At 68.5% G+C, this 15708-nt stretch carries 9 protein-coding genes and 2 pseudogenes; 1 reads left to right on the forward strand and 10 read right to left on the reverse strand.

What is annotated here, in order from left to right:
* Nucleotides 1–65: 65 nt before the first annotated feature.
* The 6 genes and pseudogenes from P3102_RS12840 to P3102_RS12865 all read right to left on the reverse strand — a co-directional run.
* Nucleotides 66–313 (reverse strand): annotated as a pseudogene (locus P3102_RS12840) (transposase family protein); the annotation flags it as partial.
* A gap of 204 nt (nucleotides 314–517) precedes the next feature.
* Nucleotides 518–1775 (reverse strand): annotated as a pseudogene (locus P3102_RS12845) (DUF222 domain-containing protein).
* A gap of 789 nt (nucleotides 1776–2564) precedes the next feature.
* Nucleotides 2565–3107, reverse strand: a complete 543-nt coding sequence (locus tag P3102_RS12850; protein WP_276369209.1) for a DUF1062 domain-containing protein — start codon at nucleotides 3105–3107, stop codon at nucleotides 2565–2567.
* 216 nt (nucleotides 3108–3323) lie between these two features.
* A complete protein-coding gene (locus P3102_RS12855) occupies nucleotides 3324–4877 on the reverse strand; it encodes a GMC oxidoreductase (protein ID WP_276369210.1) in 1554 nt (517 codons plus the stop codon).
* Nucleotides 4874–6388, reverse strand: a complete 1515-nt coding sequence (locus tag P3102_RS12860) for an APC family permease (protein WP_276369212.1) — start codon at nucleotides 6386–6388, stop codon at nucleotides 4874–4876. Before P3102_RS12860 ends, P3102_RS12855 begins: the two co-directional genes overlap by 4 nt.
* Nucleotides 6389–6404: 16 nt before the next feature.
* Entirely contained in the window at nucleotides 6405–7889 is a 1485-nt protein-coding gene (locus P3102_RS12865) for an aldehyde dehydrogenase family protein (protein ID WP_276369214.1), read from the reverse strand.
* A gap of 217 nt (nucleotides 7890–8106) precedes the next feature.
* Here P3102_RS12865 and dxs point away from each other — a divergent pair, with 217 nt between their 5' ends.
* On the forward strand, nucleotides 8107–10011 hold the full coding sequence (gene dxs / locus P3102_RS12870; RefSeq protein WP_276369215.1) for a 1-deoxy-D-xylulose-5-phosphate synthase: 1905 nt from the start codon (nucleotides 8107–8109) through the stop codon (nucleotides 10009–10011).
* A 165-nt stretch (nucleotides 10012–10176) separates the two neighbouring features.
* Here the strand turns inward: dxs and P3102_RS12875 are convergent, their stop codons facing one another.
* From P3102_RS12875 to speB, 4 genes are all read right to left on the reverse strand, one after another.
* Nucleotides 10177–11616: a cytosine permease gene (locus P3102_RS12875; RefSeq protein ID WP_276369217.1), complete on the reverse strand. Its 1440-nt coding sequence runs from the start codon at nucleotides 11614–11616 to the stop codon at nucleotides 10177–10179.
* 81 nt (nucleotides 11617–11697) lie between these two features.
* The gene (locus tag P3102_RS12880) at nucleotides 11698–13104 is read right to left on the reverse strand and encodes an aminobutyraldehyde dehydrogenase (protein WP_276369219.1); all 1407 of its coding nucleotides are present in this window, start codon (nucleotides 13102–13104) and stop codon (nucleotides 11698–11700) included.
* Nucleotides 13101–14750: a thiamine pyrophosphate-binding protein gene (locus P3102_RS12885; RefSeq protein WP_276369220.1), complete on the reverse strand. Its 1650-nt coding sequence runs from the start codon at nucleotides 14748–14750 to the stop codon at nucleotides 13101–13103. Before P3102_RS12885 ends, P3102_RS12880 begins: the two co-directional genes overlap by 4 nt.
* Nucleotides 14747–15700: an agmatinase gene (speB, locus tag P3102_RS12890; RefSeq protein WP_276369222.1), complete on the reverse strand. Its 954-nt coding sequence runs from the start codon at nucleotides 15698–15700 to the stop codon at nucleotides 14747–14749. Before speB ends, P3102_RS12885 begins: the two co-directional genes overlap by 4 nt.
* Nucleotides 15701–15708: the final 8 nt, after the last annotated feature.

Consider the following 15708-nt stretch of genomic DNA (forward strand, 5'->3'; position numbering starts at 1 on the left):
CCGTCATGGTCAGGTTGTGCATGAAGGCGATGCCGTGGGGGGCGTGGTAGACGCCGTCGCGTTTGCCGGGTGTGGGCGTCGATGACGACCTGCATGTTCACCGCGTGCCGATAGTTCTCAGCACCGTGTCGGGGCTGTGCTTACGTGCCGCCGGTGAGAGCGCGAGCAGCGGCGCCAGGTGATCCACTACCCGGTTCGCCGCCGATTTCGAGATCCCGACCACCAGCGCCGTCTGCCGAAATGTCGGATTCGTGCGGTAGTAAACGGCCGTCAGCAACACCCGATCCGCCAAGGACAGGCCCCACCGCCGGCCAGTGCCGGTCTGCTCACCATCCCGACCGGCGAACCCGTGAACACCGGCACCCACTCCGGCCGGTCCGCGCTGATCACCTGCACGGGACAACCTTCAGGGCCCGAATGGCATGACTGCTCGACCGAGTACCAACGACCCGAACATGGGCATGCCGCGGAGCCCGTCGCCGGTGCGGTCGGCGCGCTCCGCGGGTTGTGCGAGGGGTCAGGTCACGACGCGGTGGAGAGTGTTGCGCCGTGGCACCTGTAGCGGGTCGAGGTACTGGGGCGGCACGAATTCCGGTACCCCCGCGGGAGCCATCCGGACCTGCCAATCACCGTGGTGGATGAGCCGGTGGTGGAAGGAACAAAGCAGGACCAGGTTCCGCAGATCAGTGGGCCCGCCGTCGGCCCAATGCCGGATATGGTGGGCGTGACAGTGCTTCGGCGCTCGATGGCAGCCAGGGAAAGCGCAGCCGCCGTCGCGGATATTCAGGGCCCGGCGTTGGCCGGGAGTGACGAAGCGTTTCATCCGTCCGACATCGAGGGGCTCGCCGGCGGCGTTGAGTACCACCGGGACCATCAAGCAGTCGCAGGCGGCCAACCGGGCTTCGCGGGCGGTGATCCGGCCGACGAAGTCGAGGCACGCGGTCCCGAGTCCGGTCTTCAGGGCATCGAGTCCGACGGTCACGTGCACCAGCGTGCGGTAGCCGGAGGTGCCCGGTCGGTCCGGACAGGCGATGGCGAGGTCGAGGAGTTCGGCCCACGCGTCACCGCGGCGCTGGGGCATGGTGCGGTGGTCGGCCTGGCCGAACTCGTCGACCGGGCGCTTCGCCCCGTAGGCGTCCAGCGCGGCCGCGGTGCGGGCGCCGGTCTCGGGGTCCAGGAGCCCGGACAGTTTCCAGAAGCCGTCCTTGCGGCGCTCGACGAAAACCTCGCGGCGCGGCGGGGCGGGTTCGGGGTCTTTCGGCTCGTTCCCATCGGGGTCGAGGTGTGCGAGCAGATCGGCTCCGGCCTCGGCGATCTCTTTCGGTCCGGCCTCGCGGGCGAGATCGGCGAGGATCTTTTCCGCCCCGGCTCGTTTCTCCGCTGGCACGTCGGACGGGATCGTGCGGAGGAACTGCAGGATCAGGTCGATGTGCTGTTCTCCGAGTGCGCCGTCATCAGCGGCGGTGGCCGTCGCGGGCGCGAACACTGTCGCTTCACCGCCGACCTCCGTCGTGGGGTTTCAAGGCCAACGCCCGGTTCACCATGTCCCGCGCGTCACCCCGGGAGATCCGGGCGACATCGGCGAGCCACGACGCCGCATTCCCATAGCCGTACAAGCCTTCCGCGCCCCGCGACTCGACCTCGGCCAGGTATTTGCCCAACCCGGCCGAGGCCACTCTGATGACCTGCAACAGGTGTGTCACGCCGTGAGCGAGCTCCAGCTTGCCGGCGCGCCACAGCTCCTGCGGCAGTTCGGGAATGGTCGTCTCGGGCACCTCCTCATATTACCGAAATCGGCCACGGAATTGTCGGTAATTTTAAGCGACGATGGTAATCGCACATTTACCACTGATGGGTGATTCGGGTGACTGGTGTCGTGACGCTCGTAACCACCCGCCCTCAGCTCCGCGTCAGCAGTTCGTCTGTCCTTTATAGACTTTGTCGGTGTGGTACCAGGGGTGCTCACGGCCCCTGGTACCGACCTCGCCAGTCGTATCCGTCGCGCCCGTGCCACTGCGGAGCACCTAGGGAAGCCTCGCTCAGTCGCGCCGCCAGGTCACGTCAGCAACGACAGAAGCAAGGTTTCGTGATCAATCCAAGCTGCGTGGCAAAAGTTCTGTTAAGGATTAAGGAGAACGTGTCCGGACGTCGAAGCTTTGAATGGCGTGACCGCCACAGGGAAGCGGCGCTCAAAATCGTCCACAAGTGACTAGAAGCGGGCCTCAGTGCCTGCTTTGAGCACTTTTTGCAGTCTGACAAGAGGTCGTGAGTGGTGAGGACGGTTAAGGTCAAGAGTGCCTTGGATGCCTACTGCATTCCGGCTTCGGCTGATCGCAGGCCTGTGACGGTCCCCTTCCTTGCGCTAGGCGCAAGGAAGGGGACCGTCATGTACCCCGCGAGAGCAACCCCGGCGGCGGCATAGCGGGCACTGGGGTCGTGATGTCATTCGAGGACTGTTGAAGCCACGCCCAGCCCCTTCAGCGATCCGCGCCTGCCTCCGACTTCAGTACGCCAAGTTTGCCTTATTCCTCGACAACCGTCCTTGCCACTCACGAGACCCAGGCTCAGCGTTTCAGGGTGAAGGTGAAGTCTCCGGAGACCTTCCCGCTCAACCGCGCCGCCGAAACCACCTTCCCCTCCTCGATCAGTCTTTTGACCTCACCCCGCGAAAGCCCGCAGCCTTCGGCGATCAGGCGCGCCGGCCGGACGGGAATTCGCGCCGCGAAGCGAACCGAGACGTCCAGAAAGGTCCAGTCACGCGAGGAGCCGGTGTCGAGCCGCCAGGCGCCGTCCCAGTCGAGGGCGATGCGGTTTCGATGCAGTACAGCCGGATCCTGAAGCAGTTCGGCCGCCAGGCCGAGATCGTTCTCGTGCAGCCGCGCCAAAAGCTCAGGCCGGACGGAGCGCACGTGCACCCGCTCCAAGATCGTGAGCTTCGCGGTGTTCTCGCACGCGACACAGCGCACGAGGAGCCAGACGTCGACCAGCTTGTGGTTGGCGTTGACCCGGAATTTGCCGCTTGCCCGGAAACGCCCGGACGCGCAGGCGTGGCAACGGTGGAGGACGAGAGGTAGGCAGGTGGGTACGACCACCCAGTTTTCAAGCACAGGAATACACTCGTTTCAGTGAGAAATCCGCAGCAAAAGGAGGCGCGGCGCCAAGGCGCGACGCGCGACGAAATCAGCGCTCGGGAAATCTCACAGGGTGTACAACGGCAGGCCCTCGGGCTCGACGACGTGGTCCGGGAGCAGGGTAATGACACGGCAATGGCCGCTCCACCGGCTTTCGGGCACGACGAAGGCCCTCACCGGAGAAGCGCGAAGCTAGGAGCGCGCGTCCTCCTTGACCATGTCCGCGCACTTCTCGCCGATCGCCATCGTCGTGATGCACGGGTTGACCGCGACCAGGAACGGCATGGCCGAACCGTCCGCGACCCGCAGGCCTTCGACGCCTCGCACTCGCAGCCGCGCGTCCAGTACGGCCAGCGGATCCCCGTCACCGCCCATTTTCGCGGTGCACGAAGGGTGGTAGACCGTGTTGTGCGTCTTGCGCAGGTAGTCGGCGATCTCGTCGTCGGTCTTGACGTCCTTGCCGGGCGCCAGTTCGGTGCCCGCCCATTCGTCCAGCGCGGGCTGTTCGGCGATCTTGCGGGCCAGTTTGACGCCGTAGGTCATCACGCGCAGGTCGTGCTCGTCGGTGAAGTAGCGCGGGTCCACCTTCGGCTTGTCCCGGTAGTCCCGGCTGCGCAGCCGCACGGTGCCGGTCGACCGGGCCCGGGTGACGTTCGGGGTCAGGCAGAAGCCGTTCTCCGTGGTCGGATACCCCTGCCGGAGGGTGTTCATGTCGAACGGCACCGAGCCGTAGTGGAACATCAGGTCCGGCCGGTCGAGCCCTTCCTCCGTGGTCGTGAAGATACCGATTTCCCACCATTGCGTGGACTCGGTGGTCATCGGTCGCAGGGCGTCCCACTGGATGACGCCCTCCGGGTGATCCTGCAGGTTCCCGCCGACGCCGGGGGAGTCCACCAGAACCTCCACCCCCACTTCGCGCAGATGTTCGGCGGGGCCGATTCCCGACAGCATGAGGAGTTTCGGGGTGTCGATCGCGCCCGAAGACAGGATGACCTCGCGCCGCGCCCGCAGCGGGACACCGTGGATCAGGTCGTCGGCCAGGTACTCCGCGCCGGTGCAGCGGTTGCCGTCGAACAGCAGCCGCCGGACGCGGGCGCCGGTGATGATCTCCAGGTTCGGCCGCTTGCCGATGATCGGGTGCAGGTACGACACGGAGGCGGACGAGCGCGTGCCGTCTTCGCGCGCGTTGATCTGGAACCAGTTCGCTCCGTGCGTCACGGTCCTGCCCGAATTGAACTCGGTCCTCGGGATGCCCGCCTGCTCGCAGGCCCGCAGCAGCGCCACGCCGGTGGGGTCGTTCGGCGGTACCGAGCGGATGGTCACCGGACCGGAGCGGCCGTGGTGGTCACCGGGGCCGTCATTGGTCTCGAGACGTTCGTACAGCGGGAAGATGTCCTTCGACGCCCAGCCCGGCAGGCCGAGTGACGACCATTCGTCGAGGTCTTCCGCCGGCGCCCAGAAGGCGATGCAGGAGTTGTGCGACGAGCAGCCCCCGAGCACCCGCGCGCGGGCGTGGCGCAGGAAGGAGTTGCCGGACTCCTGCGGTTCGACCAGGTAGTCCCAGTCGTAGCCGGATTCCAGCAGGGCCATCCATTTCGTCAGTTCGAGCACCGCCGGCTCGTCCACATCGGACGGTCCGGCCTCCAGGAGTGCCACGGTGACGTCCGGGTCTTCCGAGAGTCTCGCCGCGACCACCGAACCCGCCGTCCCGCCGCCGACGACGATGTAGTCGAACTCTCCGGTCACTGTGCCGCCTCCTCGGGAAGTGCTTCCGCGGCGTGATCGGCCAGGACGCCGCTCTTGTGCCGCAGGACGAACCAGTAGTACGCGAAGCCGGCGACGGCCACCGCGCCGACGAACAGCACGGCCCCCCATTCGAGGTACCAGTGATACGGCTCGGTCGCGTTGTAGACCGCGCGCCGCGGCCAGGCCAGGTTCACCACGATCGCCCCGCCCCACAGCACGCCGAGGATGTTGACCGGCAGGCCCAGTTTGCCGAGCGAGAAGTACCTGGTGCCTTTCCCTTTCCGCGGAGGAGGCCACTGCCCACGCAGGCGGTCGACCAGCATCGGCACGGTGACCAGCAGGTACGCCAGGTAGATCATGATGATGCCGATACTGGTGATCACCGTGAAGATCTGCGGCTGGCCGACGTTGACCACCAGGATCAGCACCGCGATCACCCCGGAGACGATCGCGGGGATCACGGGCGTCTTCGTCTTCGGCGACACGCGCGCCAGATGCTTCCCGGCGGGCAGGTTGTTGTCGCGGCCCATCGCGAACATCATCCGGATCGCCGCCGACTGCACGGCCAGGTTGCACACGGTGATCGCGATGACGACCGCCAGCAGGAAGATCGTGCCGATCGTGCTGCCGAGGACGTCGAGCACGATGAACTGGAGCCCGCCGGTCGCGATCCGCGGGTCGTCGATGTCACCGACGGCCATCAGCGCGAGGAGGAGGATCAGCCCGCCGATGACGAACGACGCGATCAGCGCGCGCAGGATGGCCTTGGGTGCGTTCTTGCGCGGGTCGTGGGATTCCTCGCCGAGCGAGCTGGCGGTGTCGAAGCCGTACATGACGTAGGTCGACGCGAGCGAGGCGATCAGGAACGCCCCGAAGTATCCCCACGGCTGGTCGGCGCCGGTGCCGTTGGTCCGCATGACGACTTCCGGGCCCCGCGTGATGTTCACCGCGAGCGCGACGATCAGCAGGACCGCGGCGATCAGTTCGATGAACACCCCGGCGCTGTTGATCCGCGCCATCAGTTCGACACCCCAGGCGTTCACCAGCGTGGTGAACAGGATCAGGACGGTACCGAGGACGACCGCGTTCACCGCGCTGTCGCCGGAGAAGGAGAAGAACGACGAGATCTGCGGAAGGGTGGTCTGATACGCCAGCGCGACCGCGGCGATGCTGACGATGGAAGCGGTCAGCATCATCCACCCGGCCAGCCAGGCGACGTGCGGGCTGCCGAGCCGTTTCGACCAGTTGTAGATCGAACCGGCGACCGGATAGTGCGCGGCCAGTTCGGCGAACGACAGCGCCACCATCAGCTGGCCGACGAACACCATCGGCCAAGACCACCAGTACGCCGGGCCGCCGAAGCCGAAGCCGAAGTAGAACAGCTGGAAGGTCCCCGTGAGGATCGAGATGTAGCTGATCCCGGCGGCGAAGGTGTGGAAATTGCCGAGTGTTCTTTCGAGTTCCTGTTTGTACCCGAAACCGGCGAGGCCGTCATCGGTAGGATCGCTCATCGGCGATTTCCCCTGTTCAATCGGACGCGGGCTCTCCGGAGAACCAGCGCTGTGGGGCGGGCCGGAGATTCTGGTAAATGTGCTTCGCCTCCGTGTACTCGGCGAGTCCGGTGGGGCCGAGCTCACGCCCGAAGCCGGACTGCTTGTAGCCGCCCCATTCCGCCTGCGGCAGGTACGGGTGGAAGTCGTTGATCCAGATCGTGCCGTGTCGCAGCCGGTTCGCGACCCGCTGCGCGCGGGAGGCGTCCGAGGTGAACACCGCGCCCGCGAGGCCGTAGTGCGTGTCGTTGGCGATGCGGACGGCGTCGTCCTCGTCGGTGAAGGTCTCGACGGTGAGCACCGGGCCGAACGATTCGTCGACGACGGCGCTGCTGCCCTGCTCGACGTTGTCGAGGATGGTCGGCAGGTAGTAATGCCCCTTCGCGAGCTCGCGATCGTCCGGGCGTTTGCCGCCGGTCCGCAGGATGGCGCCCTCTTCCAGCGCCGCGGCGACGTAACGTTCGATCTTTTCCAGATGGGCGGCCGAGATCAGCGGACCGGTTTCAGCCTTCGGGTCGAAAGGTCCACCCAGTCGGATCAGTTCGGCGCGGCGGACGAGTTCGTCGACGAACTCCTCGTGCCACTCCTCCTGGACGATCAGTCGCGCACCCGCCGAGCAGACCTGCCCGGAGTGCAGGAACACCGCGGTCAGCGCGTAGTCGACGGCGGTGTCGAAGTCCGAGTCGGCGAAGACGACGTTCGGGTTCTTGCCGCCCAGCTCCAGCGCGACCTTTTTGATGGTGCCCGCGGCGGAGGCGGCGATGATCTTGCCGGTCGCGAGCCCGCCGGTGAACGAGACGAGATCGACATCCGGATGCTCCGAAAGTGGTGCCCCGGCCTGCGCGCCGGCGCCGAGCACCAGGTTCGCGACCCCGCCGGGCAGCCCCGCCTCGGTCAGCAGCTTCATCAGCATGATCGAGGTGTGCGGAGTCAGCTCGCTGGGCTTGAGGACGAACGTGTTGCCCGCCGCGAGCGCGGGGGCGACCTTCCAGATGGTCTGCAGGAGCGGGTAGTTCCACGGCGTGATCAGCCCGCAGACGCCGACCGGCTCGTGCACGATCCGGCTGAACGCGTCCGGGTCGCCGGTGTCGACGACGCGGCCGGCGTCGTTGGCGGCGAGCTTGCCGAAGTAGCGCAGGCACGCGGCGATGTCGGCCATGTCGTATTCGCTCTCGACCAGCCGTTTCCCGGTGTCGAGCGATTCGGCGCGGGCGAAGGCCGAGGCGTCGCGGTCCAGCAGGTCGGCGGCCTTCAACAGCAGGTCACCGCGCTGGGGAGCGGGCGTGCCCGGCCACGGGCCGGTGTCGAACGCCTTCCTCGCGGCGGCGATGGCCGCTTCGGTGTCTTCGCGGGTGCCTTCGGCGACTTCCGCGACCAGCGATCCGTCCGCGGGGCAGCGGATCTCCCGGTGACCACCGCCGACCGCGTCGACCCACTCGCCACCGATGAAAAAGTCCGCCATCAAGCCCTCCGCGCCCGGCTCCTGCTCAACCGTCGATCAGCGATTATCACGGCCACCCGACGTGACCGCTACTTGGCAAAAGAGACCATGTTCACGCCGTCGGGTGCATAGTGGTGATTTTCTGACATGTGACCCGTGACGCGGCGGACGGAAGACTCTCAGGGTTCCTCCGTAGACTGGTCGGAACGGCGGAAGTGGAACCAGGCGAGGTGGGAGAGTGACGTTGCTCGAGTCCGTGCACGGACCGGCCGACTTGAAGCGGATGAACCCGGAACAGCTCGACGAGCTGGCCGCGGAGATCCGGGACTTCCTCGTCGAGAAGGTGCGGCTCGCCGGTGGTCACCTCGGCCCGAACCTGGGGGTGGTCGAGCTGACGATGGCGCTGCACCGGGTCTTCGACTCGCCGAACGACGCCATCGTGTGGGACGTCGGTCACCAGGCGTACGTGCACAAGATCGTCACCGGCCGTCACGACGGCTTCGGCAAGCTGCGCCAGCTCGGCGGCCTCACCGGCTACCCGGCGCGCTGCGAGAGCGAGCACGACCTCGTCGAGAACAGCCACGCGTCGACCGCGTTGTCCTATGTGGACGGTCTGGCGAAGGCGTTCGAGCTGGGCGGGGGCGGCAGGCACGCGATCGCCGTCGTCGGGGACGGCGCGCTGACCGGCGGCATGTGCTGGGAGGCGCTCAACAACATCGCCGCGAACCCGCGCCGCCCGGTCGTCCTCGTCATCAACGACAACGGCCGCTCGTACTCGCCGACCATCGGCGGCGTGGCGGATCACCTCGCGTCGCTGCGGCTCAAGCCGGGTTACGAGCGCGTGCTGGACCGCGGCAAGGAACTGCTGAGGCACACGCCTCTCGTCGGCAGGCCGATCTACGCGGCGCTGCACGCGGCGAAGGCGGGGCTCAAGGACGCGCTGAGCCCGCAGATGATGTTCTCCGACCTCGGCCTCAAGTACCTCGGCCCGGTCGACGGGCACGACCTGGCCGCGCTGGAGAAGGCATTCCAGAGCGCCCGTGACTTCGGCGGCGCGGTCATCGTGCACGTGGTCACCGAGAAGGGCCACGGCTACGAGCCCGCGGTGACCAACCAGGCCGACCAGATGCACCAGACCGATCCGATCGACCCGGAAACCGGTCTGCCGCCGGTGAAGGGCCCGAGCTGGACCGGCGTCTTCGCCGACGAGCTGGTGAAGATCGGCGCCGACCGCGAGGACGTCGTCGCGATCACCGCGGCCATGCTGCGCTCGACCGGGCTGCACAAGTTCGCCGAGGCGTACCCGGACCGCTGGTACGACGTCGGCATCGCCGAGCAGCACGCGGTGACCTCGGCCGCCGGGCTCGCCATGGGCGGCAAGCACCCCGTCGTCGCGGTCTACTCCACCTTCCTGAACCGCGCGTTCGACCAGGTCCTGATGGACGTCGCGCTGCACCGCCAGCCGGTGACGCTGGTGCTGGACCGGGCGGGCATCACCGGGCCGGACGGGCCGAGCCACCACGGCATGTGGGACCTCTCGCTGCTGGGCATGGTGCCGGGCATGCGGGTCGCCGCGCCGCGCGACGCCGGCACGCTGCGCGAGGAGCTGCGGGAAGCCGTCGCGGTCGAGGACGGGCCGACCGCGCTGCGGTTCTCCAAGGGTGGCGTGATCGATTCCATCCCCGCCGTCGAACGCGTCGGCGGGGTCGACGTCCTGCGCAAACCCGACGGTGACGCCGACGTCCTGCTGGTCGCCGTGGGCGCGTTCGCGATGCTCGGGCTCGCCGCCGCGGACCGGCTGGCCGACCAGGGCATCGGCGTCACCGTGGTGGACCCGCGCTGGGTCGTCCCGGCGCCCGCCGAACTGGTCGCGCTGGCCGAGCAGCACAAGCTCGTCGTGACCGTCGAGGACAGCGGACGGCACGGCGGTTTCGGCTCCGCGCTGGCCGCGCTCTTCCGTGACGCCGAATGCGACGTGCCGTTGCGGGATCTCGCGGTGCCGCAGGTGTTCCACGACCACGGTTCACGCGAGGAGGTGCTGGCCCGGGTAGGGCTCACCGCGCAGGACGTGGCGCGGCGGGTCACCGAGTGGTCCGCGAACCTGGCGAGCCGGACGCCGGCGCCGGAGGACACGCACCGCTGACATGCGCTGACATGCGCTGACACGCCGACAGCGCCGCTGACATGCGTTGACCAGCGCTGACATGCGCTATGAAAGGTCCTTTCCTTGCAAAATTCGCAAGGAAAGGACCTTTCATAGCGCGCGCTGGGCCTTCACGGATCGGCCCACGCGCCGCCCCATCGTGTCTTACGCCTCCTGGGCGAGCGCGACCGCCGGTGTGGCGACAGGCGCCGCGGGACCGTAGACCTCCCGCGGTTCGGGGAAGAGCTTCACCAGCACGGGATAGGCGATCGCCGCCGTGCACAGCGTCACCACCATGCTGACGTCGACGCCGCCCGCGATGTCCTTGAACGGCCCGGCGATCATCGGGGTGTTGGCGGTCAGCAGGCCCAGCGTCGTCGCCGGGATCCACGCGGCCATCGCGCGCCAGTTCACGCCGCGGGTGAACCAGTAGCGGCCGCCCTTGCGGCCCTGGTTGAACACCTGGAGGTCGTCCGGGTCGTAGAACCCGCGCCGCAGCACGAAGCCGATCATCATGATCACCATCCACGGTGAGGTGCACAGCACGATCAGCGTGGCGAAGGCGTTGATGCTCGAGACCATGTCGAGCACGAAGTTGCCGACGAAGATGAACACGACACTGAGCGAGCCGATCAGCAGCGTCGCCTGCACCCGGCTCAGCCGCACGAAGATCGAACTGAAGTCCAGCCCCGTTCCGTAGAGCGACGTCGTGCCGGTGGACAGCCCGCCGATCAGCGGGATCGCGTACCACAGCGGGGAGATCGCGGTCAGCCCGGTGATGTAGTCGGCCGGGTCGGCGACCAGTGTCGCGGTGGCGATGCCGAACCCGAACGGCAGCAGGGTCGCCACCTGCGCCAGGAACGGCGCGGCCAGCAGAGACCGGCGGCTGTGCCGCGCGGGGATGTAGCGCGTCCAGTCGCCGAGGAAGGCGCCGAACGAGATCGGGTTCGCCATCGTGGTGAGCGCGGCGAGGATCCAGGTCGGCCAGAAGTCCCCGAGGGCGTAGGTGCCGGTGCCTGCGAAACCGGGGTCGAACGTGCCGCCGTAGGCCACGATCCCGAGCAGCATGATCGCCGTGCCCAGAACGACCGCGACCCGGTTCACCAGCAGCATGAAGCGGTAGCCGTAGATGCACACCACCAGCGTGGCGAGCGCGATGACGCCGTACGCGACGCCGCGGAGCACCTCGCCGCCGTCGAAGCCGAAAAGCCGTTGCGCGGCACCGGCGACGGCGTCGCCGCTCACCCAGACCGAGATGGCGAAGAACGTGATCGCCGTCAGCAGGGAAAGGAAGGAACCGACACAGCGGCCGACGACGCCGAAGTGGGCGCCCGAGGAGACGGCGTTGTTGGTCCGAGTGAGCGGGCCGAACAACGACATCGGTGAGAGCACGAGCGCGCCGACGACCACGCCCGCGACGGTGGCGGCCGCCGCCGCCCAGAAGCTCAGGCCGAAGGCGATCGGGAGCGTCCCGAGGATGATGGTGGCGAAGGTGTTCGCGCCGCCGAACGCCATCCGGAACAGGTCGCGGGGCCGCGACGTCTGTTCCTCCGGCGGGATCGGCGCGATGCCGTGCTGCTCGACTTCGGTGACCTTGTCACCCATGTGGACCTCCAAGTACGCGATTCGGCACCGGATTGCGATCGTTGGCTTCGCGAACTAGCGCAATCCGGTGCCGAATCGCGGTCAGGCGAAGCGGGTCATGACGTGTTTGACGCGGGTGTACTCGGCGAAGGAGTAGGACGAGAGGTCCTTTCCGTGGCCCGAGTGCCCGAAGCCGCCATGAGGCATTTCCGAGACCAGCGGCCCGTGGGTGTTGATCCAGACGCAGCCGAAGTCGAGTTCACCCGAGACGCGGGTCGCGCGTGCCAGGTCGTTGGTCCAGATCGACGACGCCAGCCCGTAGGGGACGCCGTTGGCCAGGCGCACCGCCTCGTCCTCGTCCACGAAGGACTGGACGGTGACCACCGGACCGAAGATCTCCTCCCGCACGATCTCGTCGTCCTGCTTCAGGCCCGAGATCACGGTGGGGGAGAAGAAGAATCCGCGGTCGCCGGCGGGGGCGCCGCCGGTCTCCACGCGGGCGTGCGACGGCAGTCGCTCGACGAGACCGCGCACGCGGCCGAACTGCGCCTCGCTGTTGAGCGGGCCGAAGTCCCGGCCGGGCGCCTGCGCGGCGGCGGCCTTGGTGAGTTCCGCGACGAACTCGTCGTGGATCGCCGCGTCCACCAGCACCCGGCTGCCCGCGGTGCAGTCCTGGCCCGCGTTGTAGAACGCCGCGCCGACGATGCCCTCCGCCGCCTCGGCGAGGTTCACGTCGCCGAAGACCAGCAGCGGCGCGTTCCCGCCGAGTTCCAGGTGCGTGCGTTTGAGGTCGGCCGCCGCGACGGTGGCGACGTCGATGCCCGCCCGGGTCGATCCGGTGATCGACACCAGTTCGGTGATCGGGTGCCTCACCAGCGCGCGGCCGGTGTCGCGGTCGCCGCACAGCACGTTGAACGCGCCTTGCGGCAGGTACTCCGCCGCGACCTTGGCCAGCAGCACCGCCGTCGACGGAGTGGTCTCGGCGGGCTTCAGCACGACGGTGTTCCCGGCCGCCAGCGCCGGGGCGATCTTCCAGACACCCATCATGAGCGGGTAGTTCCACGGCGCGATCTGCGCGCAGACGCCGACCGGTTCACGCCGGATCGCCGAAGTGTGCCCCGGCAGGTATTCCCCGGACGCGGTGCCTTCGAGTTGCCGCGCGGCACCGGCGAAGAACCGCAGCGCGCTGACGCACTCCGGGATCTCTTCGTCGAGCACCACGGACCGGATCTTGCCGGTCTCCCGGATTTCCAGCTCGGCGAACTCCTCCGCACGCGCCTCGACCGCGTCGGCGATCTTCAGCAGCGCGAGCTGGCGCTGGGCGGGGGTGCTCTTGCGCCACACCTGGAACGCCCGTTCGGCGGCGGCCAGCGCGGCGTCCACATCGGACTGCTCGGACAGGACGCTGGTGCCGAAGACCTCGCCGGTGGCGGGATCCACCAGGTCGAGTGTCCGGGAGCCCGCAGCCGGTACCTCGGCGCCGTCGACGAAATTGTGGACCTGAGTCATTTCTTCTCCAGGTGGGTCGGCTCGAACATCTTCAGCAGAGCGGGGAGGACGACCACGGACGGCCCCGGCGTTCCCAGCGCGTCGGCGAGGTCTTTCCCGACGGTGTCCAAAGAGGACACGGTGGTGTCGACGCCGAAAGATTCGGCCAGCGCGGCGAAATCCGGTCGCGCGAGTTCGGTGGCGGTGGACCGGCCGAAGGCGCCGGTCAGGTACTCGCGCAGAATCCCGTAGCCACCGTCGTCCACGACCAGCCAGGTCACGTCCAGTCCGTGCTGGACCGCGGTGGCCAGTTCCGCGATGCCGTACATCGCGCCGCCGTCACCGGACACCGCGAGCACCGGGCCGCCGGTCGCCGCCGCGGCGCCGAGCGCGCCGGGCAGGCCGTAGCCGAGCCCGCCCGCGCCCTGCGCGGTGTGGATCGGCGCGCCCTCGGGATTCCATGCCGACCAGGCCCAATAGGCCGCGATCGTCATGTCCCAGAACGTCTGCGTGCCCTCGGGCACCGCCGCACGGACGTCGTCGATCAGCTTGCGCTCGGCATCGAGGGGCTGGGCGTCGAGGCGGGCGCGCACCTTGGCCAGCAGCTCCGCCACCGCGGCTTCGGCGGCACCGTCGGACGGACGGAACGGCACCTGCTCCAGAAGTCCTTGCAGGACAAGGCGGACGTCGGCGTGGATGCCCAGGGCCGGGTAGTTCGACTCCAGCTTCCCGAGATCGGCCTCGACCTGGATCACCCGGCCGCGCGGGACGAACTCGCGGTAGTTGCTGGACAGTTCGCCGAGCCCGGAACCCAGGACGAGCAGCACGTCCGCGACCGAGAGGAACTCGGTGCTGTGCCAGTCTTCGATCCACGATTGCCCGGAAAGTTCGTGGTCCCAGCCGAAGACGCCCTTGCCGCCGAACGTCGACAGCACCGGCGCGCGCAGGGCCTCCGCGAGCGCCTTCAGCTCCGCCCCCGCGCCCGAGCGCAATGCGCCACCCCCGGCCAGGATCACCGGATTCTTCGCCGCCCCGAGGAGTTCCGCGGCCTCGGCGACGAGCTCCGGCAGCGGCACGAGCGGAGCGGGCCGCGCGGTCACCGACGTGATCCGCGGCGACTCCGTCGGCGCCAGCAGGATGTCCTGCGGGATCTCGACCCACACCGGGCCGTACGGCGCGGTCGCCGCCGATTCCCAGGCCGCGCGCAGCGCCGTCGGGATCTGGCTGACGGTGCGTACGACGTGTACCGACTTCACGACGTCACGGAAACTGGCCTGCTGATCGGGCAGTTCGTGCAGGTAGCCGTGCCGTCCGCCGCCGAGCCCGGCGACCGGGATCTGACTGGAGATGCCGAGTACCGGGACCGACGCCGCCCGGGATTCCTGCAGTGAAGCCAGAGTCAGCAACGCGCCGGGGCCGGTCGACACGATCATCGGCGTCACCGGGACCGGGCCTTCGGGGTTCGCCGCGAGCCGGGCACGGGCGTGCCCGTCGGCCGCGAACGCCAGGTTGTTCTCCACCCGCGCGCCGATCACGCGCAGGTCGTCCGTGCGCCGCAGTGCTTCGAACAGGCCGAGCGCGTGCTGGCCGGGCAGGCCGAACACGGTGTCGGCGCCGAGCGCTCGGAGGGTTTCGACGACGACGTCGCCGCCTATCCGTGGTGTCATTCGCTCTTTCCCAGGCTGAGCAGGCTCACCAGGTCGTAGGCGACGTGGGAGGCCGCGATGGCGGTGATCTCGGCGTGATCGTAAGCCGGGGCGAGCTCCACCACATCCGCGCCGACGAGGTTGCAGCCCCGCAGTCCGCGCAGGATCTCCAGCAGTTCACGGCTGGTCATGCCGCCCGCTTCGGGGGTGCCGGTGCCCGGCGCGTGCGCGGGGTCGAGCACGTCGATGTCGACGGAGACGTAGAGCGGGCGGCCGCCGATACGCTGGCGCAGCGCGTCGACGGTCTCGGCGACCCCGCGGCGCATCACGTCGCCGGAGGTGACGATGCCGAATCCGAGGCGGCGGTCCTCTTCCAGATCCCGCTTGCCGTACAGCGGGCCGCGCGTGCCGACGTGGGACAGCGCTTCGGTGTCGAGGATGCCTTCCTCGGACGCCCGCCGGAACGGGGTGCCGTGGGTGTACGGCTCGCCGAAGTAGGTGTCCCAGGTGTCGAGGTGCGCGTCGAAGTGCAGCAGCGCCACCGGCCCGTGCTTCTTCGCCGCCGCGCGCAGCAGCGGCAGCGCGATCGTGTGGTCGCCGCCGACGGTCACCAGCCGCGTCCCGTTCGCGGTCAGCGCCTCGGCCTCGTCCTGCAGGGTTTCGATCGCTTCGCCGATGTTGAACGGGTTGAGCGCGATGTCACCGGCGTCGACCACCTGCGTTTCGGCGAACGGCGAGACGTCGAGTTCCGGGTGATACGGGCGAAGGAGCCTGCTGGCCTCACGGAGCGCGGCGGGGCCGAACCGCGCGCCGGGGCGGTAGGACACCCCGGCGTCGAACGGCACGCCGACGACGGCGACATCGGCACGCTCGACCTGGTCGATCCGCGGGAGCCTCGCGAAGGTCGCGAAACCGGCGAACCGGGGCACCTCGGACGAGTCGACGGGGCCGATCGGGGCGGTGTCACTCACTGCGGGTC

The sequence above is a fragment of the Amycolatopsis sp. QT-25 genome (genome assembly GCF_029369745.1).
GTDB lineage: Bacteria > Actinomycetota > Actinomycetes > Mycobacteriales > Pseudonocardiaceae > Amycolatopsis.

What these genes read in the sequence shown, in the direction of transcription:
- P3102_RS12880 (WP_276369219.1), bottom strand. Translation starts at nt 13,104, where the DNA reads ATGACTCAGGTCCACAATTTCGTCGACGGCGCCGAGGTACCGGCTGCG.
- P3102_RS12865 (WP_276369214.1), bottom strand. Translation starts at nt 7,889, where the DNA reads ATGGCGGACTTTTTCATCGGTGGCGAGTGGGTCGACGCGGTCGGCGGT.
- P3102_RS12885 (WP_276369220.1), bottom strand. Translation starts at nt 14,750, where the DNA reads ATGACACCACGGATAGGCGGCGACGTCGTCGTCGAAACCCTCCGAGCG.
- P3102_RS12875 (WP_276369217.1), bottom strand. Translation starts at nt 11,616, where the DNA reads ATGGGTGACAAGGTCACCGAAGTCGAGCAGCACGGCATCGCGCCGATC.
- P3102_RS12860 (WP_276369212.1), bottom strand. Translation starts at nt 6,388, where the DNA reads ATGAGCGATCCTACCGATGACGGCCTCGCCGGTTTCGGGTACAAACAG.